Source organism: Pseudomonas sp. TSO6, from assembly GCF_056098905.1.
This window is the reverse complement of sequence record NZ_JBLZWV010000020.1, coordinates 105,767-125,416: the sequence shown is the minus strand read 5'-3', so window position 1 is coordinate 125,416 and position 19,650 is coordinate 105,767. Positions and strand designations below refer to the sequence as shown.

Annotated in this window: 16 protein-coding genes and 4 tRNA genes; 2 read left to right on the top strand and 18 right to left on the bottom strand. The window is 61.7% G+C overall.

The window, feature by feature from the left end; all coding sequences use genetic code 11:
- Positions 1-6 precede the first annotated feature (6 nt).
- Positions 7-600: a phosphonate metabolism protein/1,5-bisphosphokinase (PRPP-forming) PhnN gene (gene phnN, locus ACN6NG_RS06505; RefSeq protein ID WP_063423050.1), complete on the bottom strand. Its 594-nt coding sequence runs from the start codon at positions 598-600 to the stop codon at positions 7-9.
- Between the two features lie 344 nt (positions 601-944).
- On the opposite strand from phnN, the gene ACN6NG_RS06500 reads away from it, so the two are divergent.
- On the top strand, positions 945-1,271 hold the full coding sequence (locus tag ACN6NG_RS06500) for an Arc family DNA-binding protein (RefSeq protein ID WP_003254499.1): 327 nt from the start codon (positions 945-947) through the stop codon (positions 1,269-1,271).
- Positions 1,272-1,454: 183 nt separating this feature from the next.
- Here ACN6NG_RS06500 and mgtE read toward each other — a convergent pair whose 3' ends face one another.
- The 8 genes from mgtE to alaS form a co-directional block, all read right to left on the bottom strand.
- A complete protein-coding gene (gene mgtE, locus ACN6NG_RS06495) occupies positions 1,455-2,897 on the bottom strand; it encodes a magnesium transporter (RefSeq protein WP_016498500.1) in 1,443 nt (480 codons plus the stop codon).
- A gap of 432 nt (positions 2,898-3,329) precedes the next feature.
- Positions 3,330-3,406, bottom strand: a tRNA-Arg gene (locus ACN6NG_RS06490).
- Positions 3,407-3,479: 73 nt separating this feature from the next.
- A tRNA-Arg gene (locus ACN6NG_RS06485) sits at positions 3,480-3,556 on the bottom strand.
- A 71-nt stretch (positions 3,557-3,627) separates the two neighbouring features.
- A tRNA-Arg gene (locus ACN6NG_RS06480) sits at positions 3,628-3,704 on the bottom strand.
- A gap of 106 nt (positions 3,705-3,810) precedes the next feature.
- Positions 3,811-3,901 (bottom strand) — tRNA-Ser (locus ACN6NG_RS06475).
- Positions 3,902-3,973: 72 nt separating this feature from the next.
- The gene (gene csrA / locus ACN6NG_RS06470) at positions 3,974-4,162 is read right to left on the bottom strand and encodes a carbon storage regulator CsrA (RefSeq protein ID WP_003254503.1); all 189 of its coding nucleotides are present in this window, start codon (positions 4,160-4,162) and stop codon (positions 3,974-3,976) included.
- 166 nt (positions 4,163-4,328) lie between these two features.
- Positions 4,329-5,564: an aspartate kinase gene (locus ACN6NG_RS06465; RefSeq protein ID WP_016498499.1), complete on the bottom strand. Its 1,236-nt coding sequence runs from the start codon at positions 5,562-5,564 to the stop codon at positions 4,329-4,331.
- Positions 5,565-5,648: 84 nt separating this feature from the next.
- On the bottom strand, positions 5,649-8,273 hold the full coding sequence (gene alaS / locus ACN6NG_RS06460; RefSeq protein ID WP_063423049.1) for an alanine--tRNA ligase: 2,625 nt from the start codon (positions 8,271-8,273) through the stop codon (positions 5,649-5,651).
- A 307-nt stretch (positions 8,274-8,580) separates the two neighbouring features.
- Between alaS and ACN6NG_RS06455 the strand changes: the two genes are divergently transcribed.
- A complete protein-coding gene (locus ACN6NG_RS06455) occupies positions 8,581-9,774 on the top strand; it encodes a M91 family zinc metallopeptidase (RefSeq protein ID WP_474313282.1) in 1,194 nt (397 codons plus the stop codon).
- 42 nt (positions 9,775-9,816) lie between these two features.
- Here the strand turns inward: ACN6NG_RS06455 and astE are convergent, their stop codons facing one another.
- The 9 genes from astE to ACN6NG_RS06410 all read right to left on the bottom strand — a co-directional run bounded on the left by astE (position 9,817) and on the right by ACN6NG_RS06410 (position 19,646).
- A complete protein-coding gene (gene astE, locus ACN6NG_RS06450; protein WP_063423047.1) occupies positions 9,817-10,824 on the bottom strand; it encodes a succinylglutamate desuccinylase in 1,008 nt (335 codons plus the stop codon).
- 10 nt (positions 10,825-10,834) lie between these two features.
- Positions 10,835-11,125 carry a hypothetical protein gene (locus ACN6NG_RS06445; RefSeq protein ID WP_016488488.1) on the bottom strand — a complete coding sequence of 97 codons (291 nt, stop codon included), beginning with the start codon at positions 11,123-11,125 and terminating at the stop codon, positions 10,835-10,837.
- Between the two features lie 14 nt (positions 11,126-11,139).
- A complete protein-coding gene (gene astB, locus ACN6NG_RS06440; RefSeq protein ID WP_063423046.1) occupies positions 11,140-12,489 on the bottom strand; it encodes an N-succinylarginine dihydrolase in 1,350 nt (449 codons plus the stop codon).
- 23 nt (positions 12,490-12,512) lie between these two features.
- Positions 12,513-13,976 (bottom strand): succinylglutamate-semialdehyde dehydrogenase, encoded by a 1,464-nt coding sequence (astD, locus tag ACN6NG_RS06435; protein ID WP_474313279.1) that lies wholly within the window; start codon positions 13,974-13,976, stop codon positions 12,513-12,515.
- Positions 13,977-15,005, bottom strand: a complete 1,029-nt coding sequence (gene astA, locus ACN6NG_RS06430) for an arginine N-succinyltransferase (protein ID WP_016498492.1) — start codon at positions 15,003-15,005, stop codon at positions 13,977-13,979. It lies immediately after the preceding gene.
- Between the two features lie 78 nt (positions 15,006-15,083).
- Positions 15,084-16,103, bottom strand: a complete 1,020-nt coding sequence (gene aruF / locus ACN6NG_RS06425) for an arginine/ornithine succinyltransferase subunit alpha (RefSeq protein WP_016488492.1) — start codon at positions 16,101-16,103, stop codon at positions 15,084-15,086.
- Positions 16,104-16,238: 135 nt separating this feature from the next.
- The gene (locus ACN6NG_RS06420) at positions 16,239-17,459 is read right to left on the bottom strand and encodes an aspartate aminotransferase family protein (RefSeq protein WP_063423044.1); all 1,221 of its coding nucleotides are present in this window, start codon (positions 17,457-17,459) and stop codon (positions 16,239-16,241) included.
- Positions 17,460-17,802: 343 nt separating this feature from the next.
- The gene (gene argR, locus ACN6NG_RS06415; protein ID WP_016498490.1) at positions 17,803-18,783 is read right to left on the bottom strand and encodes a transcriptional regulator ArgR; all 981 of its coding nucleotides are present in this window, start codon (positions 18,781-18,783) and stop codon (positions 17,803-17,805) included.
- Between the two features lie 98 nt (positions 18,784-18,881).
- On the bottom strand, positions 18,882-19,646 hold the full coding sequence (locus tag ACN6NG_RS06410; RefSeq protein ID WP_043197038.1) for an ABC transporter ATP-binding protein: 765 nt from the start codon (positions 19,644-19,646) through the stop codon (positions 18,882-18,884).
- Positions 19,647-19,650: the final 4 nt, after the last annotated feature.

Sequence of the window (19,650 nt, the reverse complement as noted above, 5' to 3'; positions counted from 1 at the left end):
GCACTGCTACTCCGGTGGCAGAACCCCTTCATCGCGAAGCAGCCCGAACAGGGCTGCGACCGCTGCCTCCAGGGTTGTCGAGTTGTCCAGCACATGCACTGAAGGATCGGGCGGTGCCTGCAAACGGGCGCTGCGAGCCAGGCGCTGTTCGATTTCCTCGGCGTTTTCGCGGCCACGGGTCAGCAGGCGCTGACGCAGCACTTCGGGCCTGACCTCGACCAGCACCGCCAACAGGTGCGGGTAACGCTGGCGCGCTTCGGCCAGGTAGGCCCGCGAGCCATTCACCAGCACTGCCCTGCCCGCCGCCATCCACTCGTCCACCTGCTGCGCAATACCATAGTCCAGGCCGTTGGCGTGCCAGTGCATGGCAAATGCGCCCTGGGCACGCAGGGTCTCGAACTGCTCGGGCGTAACCCCATGAGCGGCTTCGCCTTTGGCTTCGGCTGAACGGGTAATGACGCGACGGGCAATTTCTACCCCGGCGGCCGCCAGTCGCTCACGTGAAGCGTCGATCAGGGAATCTTTCCCCGAACCCGACGGTCCTATCAGAAATATCAACCGGCCTGTCCCTGATCGACGGTCGCTTGCGTCATGTTGCATAGCCACTATGCTCTATGAAGGGAAACCGCCGCATTCTAGGTGTTTTCCTTGCCTTTTGCTGCGTTTTACCAGTTTTTGACGGCAAAAGTCTGACGGTTGGGCAAGCCGGAGCATGTAAAACTTTTCAAACCAGTGCTCATTTCTGATAATTGGTACTGGCAGAAAGCCTTTATCCGGCTCACTATTTGTCACAGAATTGACGCCAAGGAAACGGCGATGATGAGGCAAGATGAGCACCCATTTTTACTGCCGGTTGAACATTTTGTCGTCGCCACGGTCGTACTTCCACCCCGTGCGGCCAATTTGAGAACCGCTTCCCCTGAACCAAACTCCGGTCAATTTATATGCGCCCAATGAAACAGGCTATTTATTCGAGCCGCACCGCTGACAAGTTCGTCGTCCGCCTGCCAGACGGGATGCGTGAGCGCATTGCCGAGGTAGCGCGAAACCATCACCGCAGCATGAACTCCGAAATTATCGCGCGCCTGGAACAGAGCCTTATCCAGGAAGGTGCGCTGGGTGACGAGCTGAGCATGCGCCTGGACAGCCCTGAGCTGTCCCTGCATGAGCGCGAGTTGCTGCAGCGTTTCCGTCAGCTGTCCCACCGCCAGCAGAACGCCCTGGTCGCCCTCATCGCTCACGATGTGGAAATGGCCGCCGACGCCTCCTGAGGCCTGCAGCGAACATGAAAAAGCCAGCGTAAGCTGGCTTTTTTGTGGCTGGCCTACCGCAACGGCATACACCTTTGCAGGACCACTGTGGGAGCGGCAAGCCCGCGAATCAGGCGACGCGGTGAATGGCACCGGCTGCGCCGGTGTTCGCGGGCATGCCCGCTCCCACAGGGAAAGATCGGTTTACAGCAGGAACAGCGTAGCCAGGCCAAGGAAGATGAAGAAGCCGCCACTGTCGGTCACGGCAGTGATCATCACACTCGCCCCCATCGCCGGGTCGCGGCCCAGGCGGGCCAATGTCATCGGGATGAGCACGCCCATCAGCGCTGCCAGTAACAGGTTCAGGGTCATTGCGGCGGTCATCACCAAACCCAGTGACCAGCTGCCATACAGCCAGAAAGCCACCGCACCGATCACTCCACCCCACACCAGGCCATTGATCAGCGACACCGCCAACTCCTTGCGCATCAGGCGGCTGGTATTGCCCGGGGACACCTGGTCCAGCGCCATGGCGCGGACAATCATGGTGATGGTCTGGTTACCCGAGTTGCCACCGATACCCGCAACGATAGGCATCAACGCAGCCAACGCCACCAGCTTTTCGATCGAGCCTTCGAACAGCCCGATAACGCGGGAAGCGAGAAACGCGGTAATCAGGTTGATCGCCAGCCATGCCCAACGGTTGCGGAACGAGCGCCAGACCGAGGCAAAGATATCCTCCTCTTCACGCAGACCCGCCATGTTGAGGACTTCGCTCTCGCTCTCCTCACGGATCAGGTCGACCATTTCGTCGATGGTCAAACGGCCGATCAGGCGGCCGCCTTTGTCTACTACAGGTGCCGATACCAGGTCATAACGCTCGAAAGCCTGCGCTGCATCATAGGCATCTTCCTCGGGCTGGAAGGACACCGGGTCGGTCGCCATGACCTCCGCTACCTTCTTCTCCGGGTCGTTGACCAGCAGGCGCTTGATCGGCAATACCCCTTTCAGGATGCCGTCGTAATCGACCACGAACAGTTTGTCGGTGTGGTTGGGCAGCTCTTTCAGGCGGCGTAGATAGCGCAGCACCACTTCCAGGCTGACGTCTTCGCGGATGGTGACCATCTCGAAGTCCATCAGCGCACCGACCTGCTCCTCGTCGTAGCTCAGCGCCGAGCGCACACGCTCGCGTTGCTGGGCATCGAGGGTTTCCATCAGCTCGTGAACAACGTCGCGCGGCAGCTCTGGGGCCAGGTCGGCCAGCTCGTCGGCGTCCATTTCCTTGGCGGCGGCCAGCAGCTCGTGATCGTCCATGTCGGCGATCAACGATTGGCGAACCGAGTCGGAAACTTCAAGCAGGATGTCGCCATCGCGATCCGAGCGCACCAGCTGCCAGACCGTCAGGCGGTCTTCCAGGGGCAAGGCTTCGAGGATATAGGCGATGTCGGCGGGGTGCAGATCATCGAGCTTGCGCTGCAGCTCGACGAGATTCTGGCGGTGGACCAGGTTTTCGACCAGGTCGTTGTGCGCGCCTTCCTGGCGGTGCGTCAGGTCTTCGACCACACGCTGGCGTTGCAGCAGTTCGACCACCTGGGCCAGGCGATCCTGCAGGCTTTCTTGCGCTTTTTTTACTTCTACTTCAGTCATAGGCGAACTCCACTCCCAGCAGCGGAGCACGCCGGGAGAATCAATCGGTCAGATCTTTCTGTATGAATCGTGTTAGCGAGTAACTACTGGGTAAGTCCATGGTGGTTTTCCACAAGCCCCGGCGGGGCTGACGGGCGCAATCATACACTGCTAAAGCTGTCAGATCGCTTAAATTTTTGGCCAGAACAATCGTTTGCGCGATAAAGGTGGGACAACGCTTGAAGCTATCAGTGCGACGGCGGCTCTGGCGTTTAAAGCACATTTGTTGTGTGCGTAGATTTGTGTGCGATGCCTGATCGAATTTAGCGCCGCACCAGCGGCCTCAAGCTACACCACAAACATTACAGAAGAGCTTAGATCGACATGGCCAACAATTCAGTGGCGCAGAAAAACAAAAAGCCCGCTCAACTGAGCGGGCTTTTTGACGGGATATGGCGGACTCAGCAGGATTCGAACCTGCGACCGCTCGGTTCGTAGCCGAGTACTCTATCCAGCTGAGCTATGAGTCCGTGGTGGTAGTTTTAGACCAGGTTACCACTGGTTGACTGAAGTAGCTGTGCAAGCAGAGCCACTTCAAGAAAGTGGCGGACTCAGCAGGATTCGAACCTGCGACCGCTCGGTTCGTAGCCGAGTACTCTATCCAGCTGAGCTATGAGTCCGCGATTGGTAGTTTTAGACCAGTTACCACTGGTTGATTGAAGCAGCCTTGCAAACAAAGCCACTTCAAAAGTGGCGGACTCAGCAGGATTCGAACCTGCGACCGCTCGGTTCGTAGCCGAGTACTCTATCCAGCTGAGCTATGAGTCCGTGTCTTGCCGCGCATTATAGGTCGCTGAAACATTTTTGCAAGAACGTTTTCGTTTAAAAACAACTACTTAGCATTCTTACCGTTTACAGCGCCCTACGCAAATAATGGCGGTGAAGGGGGGATTCGAACCCCCGATACCCTTATGAGGTATACTCCCTTAGCAGGGGAGCGCCTTCGGCCACTCGGCCACCTCACCGCAACACGAGGCGAATATTAAACAGGATCTTCCTCGCTTGCAACCCTTTTTTTTAAAAAAACTTCAAAAGAATTAAAGGCTTGGCTCCTCGTCCTTCTCTTTCTTGATCCGCAGGTAGATTTCCTCGCGGTGAACAGCCACTTCTTTCGGGGCGCTGACGCCAATACGCACCTGGTTGCCTTTGACACCAAGCACCGTCACGGTGATCTCGCCGTCTCCAATGATCAGGCTCTCGGCGCACCGACGAGTCAGAATCAACATAGCTTTCTCCTTACGCAAAACATTCAGGGGTAACAGTCTTTGGTATCAGGGCCTGGTCGTGGACGACGACCAGGCCCCGGTTACCCGCCACACAGGGCAGGTCAGGCCATGCGTGGCGAGCAGAAACGCGAAGGGCGCGGCAAGCCGCGCCCTTCCTGGCAGCGCCTTACTCGCCCTGTCGTACAGGTGCGTCGAGCTCGAACGCGGTGTGCAGCGCGCGCACGGCCAGCTCCAGGTACTTCTCTTCGATCACGACCGAAACCTTGATCTCGGAGGTGGAGATCATCTGGATGTTGATGCTCTCCTTGGCCAGGGCTTCGAACATGCGGCTGGCAACACCGGCGTGCGAACGCATGCCGACGCCAACGATCGAGACCTTGGCGATCTTGGTGTCGCCGATCACTTCACGGGCACCGATTTCGCGGGCAGTGTTTTCAAGCACGTTTTTCGCGCTCTCGTACTCGTTGCGGTGTACGGTGAAGGTGAAGTCGGTGGTGTTATCGTGGGCAACGTTCTGCACGATCATGTCGACTTCGATGTTCGAAGCGCTGATCGGGCCGAGGATCTTGAAGGCCACGCCCGGGGTGTCCGGCACGCCGCGAATGGTCAGCTTGGCTTCATCACGGTTGAAGGCGATACCGGAAATGATCGGCTGTTCCATGGATTCCTCTTCATCAATGGTAATGAGGGTACCCGGACCCTCCTTGAAGCTGTGCAGCACGCGCAGCGGAACGTTGTACTTGCCGGCGAACTCCACCGAACGGATCTGCAGCACCTTGGAACCGAGGCTGGCCATTTCCAGCATCTCTTCGAAGGTGATCTTCTCCAGGCGACGGGCCTGTGGCACAACGCGCGGGTCGGTGGTGTAGACGCCATCGACGTCGGTGTAGATCTGGCACTCGTCAGCCTTCAGCGCCGCCGCCAGGGCCACGCCAGTGGTGTCGGAGCCGCCACGGCCCAGGGTGGTGATGCTGCCGTGCTCGTCGACACCCTGGAAGCCTGCTACCACGACCACGCGGCCTTCCTTCAGGTCGGCACGAATCTTCTGGTCGTCGATCTGCAGGATGCGCGCCTTGTTGTGCGAGCTGTCGGTGAGGATGCGCACCTGGTTGCCGGTGTAGGACACCGCTGGCACACCACGCTTGATCAAGGCCATGGTCAGCAGGGCAATGGTGACCTGCTCACCGGTCGACACGATCACGTCCAGTTCACGCGGAACCGGCTGATCGGTGATCTGCTTGGCCAGGTCGATCAGGCGATTGGTTTCACCGCTCATGGCCGACAGCACAACCACCAGGTCGTCGCCCGCTTCACGGTGTTTCTTGACCTTTTCGGCTACCTGCTCGATCCGCTCGATGGAACCGACAGAGGTGCCGCCAAATTTCTGTACGATCAACGCCATTTCAATGGTGCCTCAGCCCATACAGGGCCCCAAAAAACAATCCAACATGAAGAGGCCGGCGACTAGACCGCCGGCCCCTTCATCTCAAAGTCCCTGCTCTGCGAATGGCACGGCCAGCGCCAGGGCCTGGTCCAGTGCAGCGACGTCGACGCCACCACCCTGGGCCATGTCCGGACGGCCACCGCCCTTGCCACCCACCGCCGCAGCGGCTTGTTTCATCAGATCGCCAGCCTTGAGTTGGCTGGAGAGGTCTTTGGTCACGCCGGCCACCAGCACAACCTTGCCCTCATGCTCGCTGCCCAGCAGGATCACTGCGTGGCCGAGCTTGTTCTTCAACTGATCGACCAGGGCCAGCAAGGCCTTGCCGTCCTGCCCATCCAGGCGGGCGGCGAGGACCTTGGCACCCTTGACCTCAACAGCCGCGTTGGAGAGATCGTCCCCGGCGGCGCTGGCGGCTTTGGCCTGCAGCTGTTCCAGCTGCTTCTCCAGCTGGCGGTTGCGCTCAAGCACAGCCGACAGCTTGTCGATCAGGTTGTCGCGGTTACCCTTGACCAGTTGCGCGGCTTCCTTGACCTGCTCTTCGGCAGCGTTCAGGTAGGCCAACGCAGCGGCGCCGGTAACTGCTTCGATACGGCGTACGCCAGAGGCCACGCCGCCTTCGCTGATGATCTTGAACAGGCTGATATCACCGGTGCGCTTGGCGTGGATACCGCCGCACAGCTCTACCGAGAAATCACCACCCATGCTCAGCACACGCACGGTGTCGCCGTACTTCTCACCGAACAGCGCCATGGCACCTTTGGCCTTGGCGGTTTCGATGTCGGTCAGTTCGGTTGTCACCGGGGTGTTTTTGCGCACTTCGCGGTTGACGATGTCTTCCAGGGCCTTGATCTGCTCTGGCTTCAGCGCCTCGAAGTGGCTGAAGTCGAAACGCAGGCGCTGGCTGTCAACCAGCGAGCCCTTCTGCTGTACGTGCTCGCCCAGCACTTGGCGCAGCGCTTCGTGCAGCAGGTGGGTGGCGGAGTGGTTCAGCGAGGTAGCGTGCTGCACGTCGGCATCGACCTTGGCCTCGACCGGCGAACCGATTACCAGCGCACCGCTGGCGACCACGCCATGGTGCAGGAAGGCACCGCCAGTCTTGGTGGTGTCGCGCACGTCGAAGCGCGCAGCGCCGGCCTGCAAGAAGCCGGTGTCACCCACCTGGCCACCGGATTCGGCATAGAACGGCGTGCGGTCGAGCACGACCACGCCCTGCTCGCCTTCACCCAGCTGGTCGACGGCCTGGCCGTCTTTGTACAGGGCGATGATCTTGCCCTGGCCTTCGGTGGCGTCGTAGCCGACGAACTCGGTAGCGCTGTCGACCTTGACCACACTGTTGTAGTCCATGCCGAAGGCGCTGGCGGAACGCGCACGCTCACGCTGGGCGTCCATCTCGCGCTCGAAGCCGGCTTCATCGATGGTCAGCTCGCGCTCACGGGCGATGTCGGCAGTCAGGTCCATCGGGAAGCCGTAGGTGTCATACAGCTTGAACACCACGTCGCCCGGTACCACGTCGCCTTTCAGCTGAGCCAGGTCCTGCTCGAGGATGCGCAGGCCTTGCTCGAGGGTCTTGGCGAACTGCTCTTCTTCAGCTTTCAGCACGCGCTCAATGTGCGCTTGCTGGCTCTTCAGCTCAGGGAAGGCTTCGCCCATTTCGGCGGCCAGTGCGGCAACGATCTGGTAGAAGAAGCTGCCCTTGGCGCCCAGTTTGTTGCCGTGGCGGCAGGCACGACGAATGATGCGACGCAGCACATAGCCACGGCCTTCGTTGGACGGCAGCACACCGTCGGCGATCAGGAAACCGCACGAGCGAATGTGGTCGGCGACCACTTTCAGCGACGCCTGGCCATCATTGCTGCAACCGATAGCCTTGGCCGCAGCTGCCAGCAAGTTCTGGAACAGGTCGATCTCGTAGTTCGAGTGCACGTGCTGCAGCACGGCGCTGACGCGCTCCAGGCCCATACCGGTGTCCACCGACGGCGCTGGTAGCGGGTGCAGCACGCCGTCGGCGGTGCGGTTGAACTGCATGAAGACGTTGTTCCAGATCTCGATGTAGCGGTCGCCGTCTTCTTCTGGCGAGCCGGGTGGGCCGCCCCAGATGTCCGCGCCGTGGTCGTAGAAGATCTCGGTGCACGGGCCGCACGGGCCAGTGTCACCCATGGTCCAGAAGTTGTCGGAGGCGTAAGGGGCGCCTTTGTTGTCGCCGATGCGTACCATACGCTCGGCCGGCACGCCAATTTCCTTGGTCCAGATGTCGTAGGCTTCGTCGTCAGTGGCGTAGACGGTGACCCAGAGCTTTTCCTTGGGCAGGTTCAGCCATTGTGCCGACGTCAGGAAGGTCCAGGCGAAAGTGATGGCGTCGCGCTTGAAATAGTCGCCGAAGCTGAAGTTGCCCAGCATTTCGAAGAAGGTATGGTGACGCGCGGTGTAACCGACGTTTTCCAGGTCGTTGTGCTTGCCACCGGCGCGCACGCACTTCTGGCTACTGACAGCACGGGTGTAGGCACGCTTCTCCGCGCCGAGGAAGCAGTCCTTGAACTGGTTCATGCCGGCATTGGTGAACAGCAGGGTCGGGTCGTTGTTCGGGATCAACGAACTGGAGGCGACTCGGGTATGTCCCTGCTCTTCGAAGAAGCGAAGGAAGGCTTCACGGATTTCTGCGCTTTTCATAGGTTCTTCCACGGAAACGGCGGCCGTTTGGGCTGATACGTCGAATCGACGAAACGACGGCAAAGGGCGCCATTATATCCAGCCTGAACGGCGGATGCAGTGTGTTTATACGCCCGAAACGGTCAATCGGCATGAAATCGTCGTTTCGGACATCAAAGTGGAGGCTATACGGTTAAGCGCCTCGTCACAACGCCCCCCTCCTCGTCCATCTTGCCCCTAGATAAGTACCACTCCTCGCCTGCACAACACTTTAGCTTTGGCCGCAGCGACATCCGCCGCCCCCCATCCACAGCAAGCGAGCCTTCTCATGCACCCCAACCCCGTCTACTTCATTTCCGGTAGGACCAGCGGTTTTCAACAGCTGGCAGACACGTCCATCGATGGCCAAGCCGTTCATCGTTTCTACGAATACCGGGACGACAAGATAGACGTCCTTCTGGAACAGGTATGGTTCGATCAGGGCCAGATCCCGGGCAAGCACCACATGGTGATTCAGAGCCATGCCTCGGCGGTCGATGTCGACATTTCCGCCTACGACTGCCACCTCAAAGCCATGGTCGGCAACAAGAGGTTCATCCTCGCGCCTACGCACAGACAAACCCTGATCATCAGAACAGCATCGGGTGAGGCCAACGTCCGCGTGGCGAAGGAAGTGAAGACGCCTGTGATCATTCAGGCCGCAAAAGGCCGCGCGCACATCACCACCGGCGGCGGCATCACCGAGGTCTTCACCGGCAGCAGCGATGCACAAATCAACGTGGGCCAGGGGCTGACATTCATCAAGCGTGGCTCGGCGAGCGGCGGTATCGGCGGTCATATCCAGGGAATCGACGGTCATATCCTGGTCGACGACCCCCATGAATCAATCATTTATGCCCGTAACCAGGCGGGTGACGCCCGCTTCGAGCAACCCCTCTCCGCCCCGCTCGCCGCACTCGCCAACAACACACTCGACATACAAGGCAGCGACACCTTTAAACAGGCCGTTCACAACCATCTGGTGTTTCTTTGCCACACGGATTGCGGCCAGCAACTTCTGACTCAACTGGCGAAACGGTCCTGGATACGGGTTACCGAAACACAGCTGGCCACCCGTTTCGACGTACACACCTCAGACCCGACCGACAGCGACCATTACCTGCGACGAGACAGCAAACTGGAGTGGGTAGCCGGCTTGCCGGCCGAGGGCGGAAACCTGGCATTCAACCTGACGCGCTCGGACAGCGACAATTTGCCGCTGCTCGACTTTTACCGTTGCTTGTGCGAAGCGTACAGCGCCTTCAACGGTACGACGGTACCTGGCCACACCTCAATCAGTACTATCGATCGCAGGCAGATCCAGGTCGACAACGCACACCTGCAAGCAACCGGCCTGCCGAGCGGCCCTCTGTACGATTTCGACAATAACCCCGACACGGCGCCAACCGACACCAACCCATCACCCTTCAACGAAAACGCGCTGCGAATGGAACTGGGCCTGCCGGTACGCACCTACTACTGAGCGAGCCCATGTGGTGCGCCGGGACGCGCGCCACCTCCGCCATCAGCCCAGCCGCTGCCCCGAATCCGGCACAATGAGAATCCCCGCGCGCAAGCCGTTCTTCACCCTGGGGTTGGGGAAGATGATGCGCGCGCCCTCCTCCTCGACCACCCAGCGCGTCTCGGCCAGGTCTTCGGCCAGCAGGTAACCCTTGCTCAACTCGGAAAAGTTCTCGATGTCCGCCGGCAAATGCAGGTGGAAACTGTCGCTGTGCTTGATGATTTCGCGGGCGACGCTGAACAGCTGCAGGCCATCCAGCGAGCCTTCACCCTCTGGCTCGGTGCCTTCGATGATCTGGATCAGGCGCTGCTCCAGCCGGTCGAGGTTGACCTGCTCGTTCTGGCCAAACGGGCGGGCCTTGCCCAGCTCCAGGGTGAAGGCTTCGGCCTCCAGCTGTTCGTAGGTAAAGGCACTGAAAGTGATGGAGGATTTGCTCTGCAGCAGCACCGCCTCCATGCCGGCTGCCGCCAGGCGCGCCAGTTCGCGACGGGAGTGCTTGCGCCCCTCTTTATAGGGGTACAAGGCGAATTGCTCGATCTTCGAACCGCGGATGGCGGTATGCAGGTCGTAATGCAGGCGGCTACGCCCCGGCTTGCTGAAGAACACCCGGGCGAACTGTTCCAGCTCGGCGGCACGCAAGGCTTCGAAACCACTGGAAAGCTCATGGCGGCCATTGAACAGCCGGTTGATGTCCTGCTCGATGAAGCGCTCACCCTTGCGGATCGCCGCTGGGTTGCCGAACAGGAACAGCAGCCGTGCCTTGGGTTTGATCTTGCCGTTGGCCACGCCGTGCAGCAGCCGTTCGAGCAATTCGATCGGCGCCGTTTCGTTGCCATGGATGCCAGCAGACAACAGCAAGTCCAGCCCGCAATCATCGCTTTCGGCGGGGCGCACTTCGAGCGCGCCCTCCCCCAGCCAGCGCAAACGCGCGCCCTTGGGTGTCACTTGGGTCTTCTCGGCCGGTTCGTGATCGGTGAGGGTCAGCTCAAGCAATTTGCCAAGGGCGAGCATAGGGGCTTCCTTAGTGGTGGTGGCCGCAGTCGGGGCCATGGACGTGATCGTCGTCTTCGCCAACCTCGGCCGGCTCCATCTCCAGCTGCAGGCTGACCAGGTTGGTGGCCATCGGGCGCAGCAGCAGGTTGGCGTATTCGGTGTCGTCTTCGTCGACGTCCACACCGATCAGCAGCTGGCCACGGCCGTCCTGCTGAATCCACACTTCCTTGCCTTGCCAAACCACGGCAAAGCGGGTGCAGGAGGTTTCCAGCTGGGTGCCGTCTTCATCTTCGAGGATCAGGCGCAGGGCGTCGGTCATTGCAAAGTCTCTCTTCAAGGTTGGCGTTGGAACGGGTATACCGAGCCCAACTTCAGGATCTGGGTCAATTCGTCCAGTGCCGTACGGCATTCCACCAGCAGTTGCGGGTCGGCCAGGTCCGCTTCGCCCAGGCGATCGCGGTAATGCTTGTCGACCCACTGCACCAGGGTGTCGTACAGCGGGGCGGTCATGATAACGCCTTGGTTGACCGCCGCCAGTTCCGATTCCTTCAACGCCACGCGCAAACGCAGGCAAGCCGGGCCGCCGCCGTTCTGCATGCTTTGCTTGAGGTCGAATACCTTGACCTCCTTCACCGGGCCACCCTGGCTGGTCAGCTGGCCCAGGTAGGCCCAGACCCGCTCATTGTTGCGGCACTCTTCCGGCACCACCAGCAGCATGGAACCGTCATCGCGGCTGAGCAGTTGGCTGTTGAACAGGTAGGAGCGCACGGCATCCTCTACCGCCACCGCTGCCCGCGGTACACAGATGGCCTGGAAGTTGCCACCCTTGCTGGCCAGTTTAGCTCGCAGCTGGCCAAGCACCGCGTCGGTCTTGAGGAAAGCGTCCTCGTGGTAGAACAGCACCTCGCCGTTGCCCACCGAAATCACATCGTTGTGGAACACGCCCTGGTCGATCACTGCAGGGTTCTGTTGAGCGTAGACCACCCCGCCATCGCTCAGCCCATGCAGCCGGGCCACGGCCTGCGAGGCTTCCAGGGTTTGCCGGGCCGGGTACTTCTGGGGCGCCGGGTAACGGCTGTCGAACGCACTGCGGCCATAGACGAAGAACTCCACACCCGCGTCGCCATAGGCACGGCAGAAACGCGTGTGGTTGGCCGCGCCCTCGTCACCGAACTGTGCCACGGCAGGCAATGCTTCGTGGTGGGCAAAGTGTTTCTCGTTGTTGAACATGGCGCCCAGCACACGGCTGGTGGTCGGGTGCTCAATGCTGCGGTGATACTTGCAGTTCAGGTTGGCGGCGGTGAAATGCACGCGGCCATCTGCAGTGTCGGCACTGGGGCTGACCGTGGCGGCGTTGGCCACCCACATGCTCGACGCCGAGCAACTGGCCACCAGCAGGGGCATGGCCTCTTTGGCAGCACGCTGGATCACCTCGGCATCGCTGCCGCTAAAGCCCAGGCGGCGCAGCGCAGCCACATCCGGTCGTTCTTGGGGCGCCAACACGCCCTGCTTGAAGCCCATGTCGGCCAGGGCTTTCATTTTCGCCAGGCCCTGGCGCGCGGCTTCGCGCGGGTTGGAACCCTGCTGGCTGTTGCTCTGCGAAGCCACGTTGCCGTAAGACAGGCCGCCATAGTTGTGGGTAGGCCCCACCAGGCCATCAAAATTCACTTCATAGGATTTCATCGGCTAGGCTCCGTGACCTGTTGTTATAGGGTGACGCCCGGCGTCAGACTCGCCGGCAAGGCAAGGCTGGCGGTCTCCAGCGAAGCCACGGGGTAAGCGCAGTAGTCTGCCGCGTAATAGGCACTGGCCCGATGGTTGCCACTGGCACCCACGCCACCGAACGGCGCACTGCTGGCGGCGCCGGTCAGTTGCTTGTTCCAGTTGACGATACCGGCGCGGCTGCGCAGCCAGAAGTACTGGTAGCGGGCACGCGAGTCGGAGAGCAACCCGGCGGCGAGACCGTACTGGGTGTTGTTGGCTTCATCGATGGCAGCATCGAAATCGGCATAACGGATCACCTGCAGCAGCGGGCCAAAGAACTCTTCGTCCGGGCGCTCGGCCACGGCCGTGACATCGACAATGCCCGGGGTCAGCAACGCGGCACCGGCCTGCGGCTGGGTCATTTCCAGCAGCTTCACGCCACCTTTGGCGGCCAGTTCGGCCTGGGCCGTAATCAGCGCACGCGCCGCCTGCAGCGAAATGACCGAGCCCATGAACGGTGCCGGCTGCTCATCGAACGCACCCACCGTGATGGTTTTGCACACCTCGACCAGGCGCACGATCAGCGCATCACCCCAGGCGCCTTGGGGCACCAGCAGGCGCCGCGCGCAGGTGCAACGCTGGCCGGCGGAGATGAACGCCGACTGGATGATGGTGTACACCGCAGCGTCCAGGTCCCTCACCTCGTCTACCACGAGCGGGTTGTTGCCACCCATTTCCAGGGCCAGGATCTTGTCCGGGCGACCGGCGAACTGCTGGTGCAGCAGGTTGCCGGTGCGGCTGGAACCGGTGAAGAACAGGCCATCGATCCCCGGGTTGGCGGCCAGCGCCACACCGGTTTCCCGCGCGCCCTGCACCAGGTTCAGCACGCCCGCCGGCAGGCCGGCGGCGATCCAGCAGTTGACGGTCAGCTCGGCAACCTTGGGCGTCAGCTCGCTGGGCTTGAACACCACGCAGTTACCCGCCAACAGCGCCGGCACGATATGGCCATTGGGCAGATGACCGGGGAAGTTGTAGGGGCCGAACACCGCTACCACGCCATGGGGCTTGTGCCGCAGCACGGCCGTGGCGTCGGCCAGCGGGCCGCTCTTTTCCCCGGTGCGCTCGCGGTAGCTTTGTACCGAGATCGCCACCTTGTTGATCATGCTGGTGACTTCGGTCGCCGATTCCCACAGGGGCTTGCCGGTTTCCTCACCGATGCACTGGGCCAAGGCTTCGGCATGCTTTTTCAGCTGCTCGGCGAACTTCTCCAGCACGTCGATACGCGCTTCCAGGCTCAGTTGCGCCCACGCCGGAAAGGTCTGACGGGCTGCCTGGACGGCGGCGTCCACCTGGCTGGCGTCAGCGCCCTGCCCTTGCCAGATAACAGCCTGGGTCACCGGGTTCAGCGACTGCAGGGCTTCGCCCCGCCCCGCCAGCCAATTGCCTGCGATGTAATGCGTGGTCATTTACTGGGCCTCCCGGCTGGCCGATAGCGGCACGGCACGCACGTTGTCGCCGGCACCCATGCGCAGACGCTTGGCGGTCAACGGGTCGACCACCAAGGTACCGGCGGCCAGCCGCGCAGGCGCGGCAGTGATGCGGCAATCGTCGCGTTTGCGGTTGTGGATGATGTAAGGGGTGGCGTCGTCGCCCGGCGTGCCCACCGCCAGCACCAGCGTCTGGCTCTCGCGCACAGCACGGATCTTGGCGGTATCACACTCGATGGCCGGGCCTGCGTCAAAGATGTCGACATAGCCCTGGTAGTTGAAGCCTTCCTGCTTGAGCATGGCCAGCGCCGGCTCGGTGTCGACGTGCACGCGGCCGATCACGTCGCGCGCAGCCTCGGACAGGAAGCAGGTGTATAGGGGGAACTTGGGCATCAGCTCGGCGATGAACGACTTGTTGCCAACACCGGTCAGGTAGTCCGCCTGGCTGAACTCCATCTTGAAGAAATGCCGGCCAAGGCTTTCCCAGAAAGGCGAACGCCCCTGCTCGTCGGACATACCGCGCATTTCGGCAATGATCTTCTTGCCAAACAGCTCCGGGAACTCGGCAATGAACAGCATCCGCGCACGCGACAGCAGGCGGCCATTGAGCCCGGAGCGGTGATCGCTGCGCAGGAACAGCGAGCACAGCTCGGAATTGCCGGTCAGGTCGTTGGCAAGGAACAGGGTGGGGATTTCGCGATAGATCTTAAGCTCCTGCGAAGCGCTGACGGTAAGGCCGACCCGATAGTTGTACCAAGGCTCGCGCAGGCCGACGGCACCGGCGATGGCACTGATGCCGACCACCAGGCCTTCGTCGTTTTCCAGCACGAACAGGTAATCGGTGTCGCCACGCTCGGCTTCGCCACGGAAGCTCTTTTCCGCCCAGCCAACGCGATGCCCCAGGCGTTCTTCGTTGGCCGGCAGCGTGGTCAGCCCGGTGGTACCGGTGCTGCGTGCCAATTCGATCAACGCAGGCAAATCGCTGCTGCGTACAGGACGAACGATCATGCTATCTCCTTGTGCGGCGGCGTCGGCCGGCGCAAAACTCTTCTAACGCATCAATCCCGAAACGTCTGTTACCAGACCTCAGACCGCGACCAGGCGCACGCTGCCACCCTCGCCCACACCCAGCGCATCGGCCGCCGCCAGGCTCAGGCACACCGGTTTGCCGGGCACCCAATCCAGGTCCAGCAGCACCGCGCGGTAGTCCTGCAACTGGCCATTGCACACCAGGTACGGGCGCCCGCCCTTGCCTGGGGCGTCCTCGATTTTCACCGGCGCCGAGCGGCTCTGGGCAATCGAGCGAATGCCTGAGGTGCGCGCATGCAGGGTCGGGCCGCCGTCGAAGATGTCGATGTAGTGCTCGGTTTCGAAGCCTTCGCGCATGAGGATGTCGAAGGTGATCTGCGCGCGCGGGTGCACCTGGCCCATGGCTTCCTGCGCCTCATCGGGCAGCAGCGGCACGTAGATCGGGTAGTGCGGCATCAGTTCGGCGAGGAAGGTTCGGCTCTTCAGGCCACACAGGCGCTCGGCGTCGGAGTAGTTGAGGTCGAAGAAATTGCGGCCGATGGCATCCCAGAACGGCGATTCGCCATTCTCGTCGCTGTAGCCGACGATTTCGGTCACTACCGAGTCGGCGAAACGCTCCGGGTGCGCGGCCATGAACAGCAGGCGACCGCGCGAATTGAGCTCGGCCCAGCCGCTGTTCACCAGCTCCGGCAATACATAGAAGCTGGTCAGCAGGCTGTTGCCGGTCAGGTCATGACACAACGACAGCACGTGGATCTTGTTGTGGATCTTCAGCTCGCGCGAGGCGTGCACGAAGGTCTCGTTACGAAAACTATAGAAAGGCTCGGAATACCCAGCCGAAGCGACAATGGCCGAGCAGCCAGCCAGCTTGCCAGTCTCGCTGTCTTCGAGCACAAAGAAATAGCTTTCCTCGCCGTTGAAGCTGACCTCGGCGGCGAAGGAAGTCTCGGAAGCGGCGATCTTGTCGCCCAGGCGAGCAGCGTCGTCCGGCAGCGAGGTGACACCAATGGGGCTGTCTGCAGCCATGCGCTGCACTTCGTTCAGATCAGCCATTTGCGCGGGGCGCATCACCAGCATGGTGTCACTCCTTTGGAATACGGGCCGCTCACGGCGGCACGGAAAAACGGCAGGTACACGGGCACCTGCAGTGGAATCGGGTATCGCCGGCCAGGCCCGGGAATGGCCTTTGCCGGCGAAGGTGGCGCAGGCGGATCAGCCCTTGGTCAGGGTGGCCACGGCGCGCTCGAAGCGGTCCAGGCCTTCGTCGATGTCGGCGTCTTCAACCACCAGGCTTGGCGCAAAACGCACCACGTCCGGGCCGGCCTGCAGCACCATCACGCCTTCTTTCTCGGCGGCGTTGAGCACGTCCTTGGCCTTGCCTTGCCAGGCCTCGGTCAGCACGCAGCCGAGCAGCAGGCCGACACCACGCACCTGGGAGAACAGGCTGTACTTCTGGCCAATCTGTTCCAGGCGGGTCTTGAAACGTGCGTGCTTGGCCTTGATGCCGGCCAGGGTTTCAGGGGTATTGACCACATCCAGCACCGCGCAGGCGACGGCACAGCCCAGCGGGTTGCCGCCGTAAGTGGTGCCGTGGGTGCCGACGGCCAGGTGCTTGGCCAGTTCGGTGGTGGTCAGCATGGCGCCGATAGGGAAGCCACCGCCCAGGCTCTTGGCACTGGTCAGGATGTCGGGCGTCACGCCGTAGTGCTGGTAGGCATACAGCGAACCGGTACGGCCCACGCCGGTCTGCACTTCGTCGAAGATCAGCAGGGCGTTGTGCTCGTCGCACAGCTTGCGAGCGCCTTCCAGGTAAGCCAGGTCGGCCGGTACCACGCCGCTTTCGCCCTGGATCGGTTCAATCACCACGGCGCAGGTCTTGTCGGAAATCTGGGCTTTCAGTGCTTCCAGGTCGTTGTACGGCACGTGGCTGATGCCGGTGATCTTCGGGCCAAAACCGTCGGAGTACTTAGGCTGGCCACCGACGCTGACGGTGAACAGGGTACGGCCGTGGAAGCTGTTCACGGTGGCGATGATTTCGTGCTTTTCCGGGCCAAAGCGGTCATGGGCGACGCGACGGGCCAGCTTGAACGCGGCCTCGTTGGCCTCGGCGCCGGAGTTGCAGAAGAACGCCCGGTCGGCAAAGGTGGCGTCCACCAGCTTGTGGGCCAGGCGCAGGGCCGGCTCGTTGGTGAACACGTTGGATACGTGCCAGAGGGTGTTGGCCTGGTCGGTCAGGGCCTTGACCAGCGCCGGATGGCAGTGGCCCAGGGCATTTACCGCGATGCCACCGGCAAAGTCGATCAACTCGCGACCCGACTGGTCCCACACACGGGAACCCTCGCCTCGCACAGGAATGAAGGCCGCCGGAGAATAGTTGGGGACCATGACCTGGTCGAAATCGGCACGTTGCACCGGGGCTTGCTCAACGGACATCTGAGTCTCCTGAAGAGGAACGCTGGCCTGGAAGTGGGCGAGCGATGGGGGGATTGTAAGGACTGATCCGCGCCTGTCCTTGCGGCCAAGCGACAACTTGTTACAGCGCAAAACCCAGTTTTGACAAGGCTTTCGGCAATGCGACAAACACTGTCGCAATCGCGCAGTGTACGGGAGAGAGGATGCTGGGTGAACGGGTGTTCACATATAGAAGAGTGGCTGTCTACGCCGACCCTATCGCCGGCAAGCCAGCTCCCACAGGGTCACCACAGGCCCTGAGGCTTGCCGGGTACCAGTGGGAGCTGGCTTGCCGGCGATAGGGCCAGTGCAGGCAACAGGGGAATCAGCCCTTTTCGGCAGGCGCCGAGCTCAGTTCGAACGGGCTGCTGCTGCGCCGCTGGTTGCGGTCTTCCCGTGGCGTGGCGCCAAAGAAGTTGCGATAGGCACTGGAAAAATGCGGCCCCGAGGAGAAGCCACAGGACAAGCCGATCTGGATGATCGACTTGCTGGTCTGCATCAGCATCTGCCGCGCCTTGTTCAGCCGTAGCTCCAGGTAGTACTGGCTCGGCACGCGGTTCAGGTACTGCTTGAAGATGCGCTCCAGCTGCCGACGCGACACGCACACATGCTGGGCAATCTCGTCAGTGGTCAGCGGCTCCTCGATGTTGGCTTCCATCAACAGCACCGCCTGGGTCAGTTTGGGATGGCTAGAACCCAGGCGGTTCTGCAGTGGAATGCGCTGACGCTCGCCACCCTCGCGGATGCGCTCCACCACAAGCTCTTCCGACACTGCCCCCGCCAGTTCCGCCCCGTGATCACGGGCCAGCACTGCCAGCAACAGGTCGGCCACGGCGATGCCGCCACAGGCAGTCATGCGATCACGATCCCAGTCGAACAAGTGACTGGTGGCAATGACCTTGGGGAAGCGCTCGGCAAAATCGTCCTGCCAGCGCCAGTGCACCGCAGCCCGGTAACCGTCGAGCAGGCCCAGCATCGCCAGCGGATACACCCCGGCAGCCAGGCCACCGACCGTGCAGCCACTGCGCGCCAGCTGCTTGAGCGCAGTCGACAACGCAGCCCCTACCGCCGCAGGCGGCTCGTCAGCGAGCAGGAACAGTTTGTGGCAACCCTCCAGGCGGCCGGTCCACGGCTCGCCCGGCAGGCGCCACTCCCCCTCTGGCGCGGGCTCTGCCTGCAGGAAGGCCAGTTCGTAGACCACATCCGGATGCACCCGCTGCGCCACCTGCAACACTTCCTCGGCCAGCGCCAGGGTCAAGGGCCTGGTGCTGGGCCAGATGAGAAAACCGATTCGCTGGGTGGTCATAGGGTGCGGTCCGAAACCTGAGGTCGTTCGAGTCTGTGCGCCGGGTCAGGCTGCGCTCGCAGCGCAGCATGCCCTATTCTGGTGCAAAAATGCAGCTTTTACTTCAGGCTGCCGGAGAGGAACTGCTTCAGGCGCTCCGACTGCGGGTTGGCCAATACTTCGCGTGGGCAGCCCGCCTCTTCCACCAGACCTTTGTGCAGGAACACCAGCTGATTGGAGACCTCGCGAGCAAAGCCCATTTCGTGGGTCACCACCACCATGGTCCGGCCTTCCTGAGCCAGCGCCTGCATGACCTTGAGCACATCACCCACCAGCTCCGGGTCTAGCGCCGAAGTCGGCTCGTCGAACAGCATAACCTCTGGCTCCACGGCCAGGGCCCGGGCAATTGCCACACGCTGTTGCTCACCACCCGACATGTGCCCGGGGAAGGCGTCCTTGCGGTGGGAGACACCCACCTTGGCCAGGTAGTGCTCGGCCTTTTCAAGGGCTTCTTTCTTGTTCATGCCCAGCACGTGTACCGGCGCCTCGATCACGTTCTCCAGCGCCGTCATGTGCGACCACAGGTTGAAGTGCTGGAACACCATCGACAGGCGCGAGCGCATGCGCTGCAACTGGCGCGGGTCGGAGGCCTTCAGCGCGCCGTCCTTGCCGGCCACCAGCTTGAGCTCTTCGTTGTTGAGCAGGATCTTGCCGGCGTGCGGCTGCTCCAGCAGGTTGATGCAGCGCAGGAAGGTCGACTTGCCCGAACCACTGGAGCCGATGATGCTGATGACGTCGCCGGCCTTGGCCGCCAGGGAAACACCCTTGAGCACTTCATGGCTGCCGTAGCGTTTGTGCAGGTCTTGGACTTCGAGTTTGTACATGCTG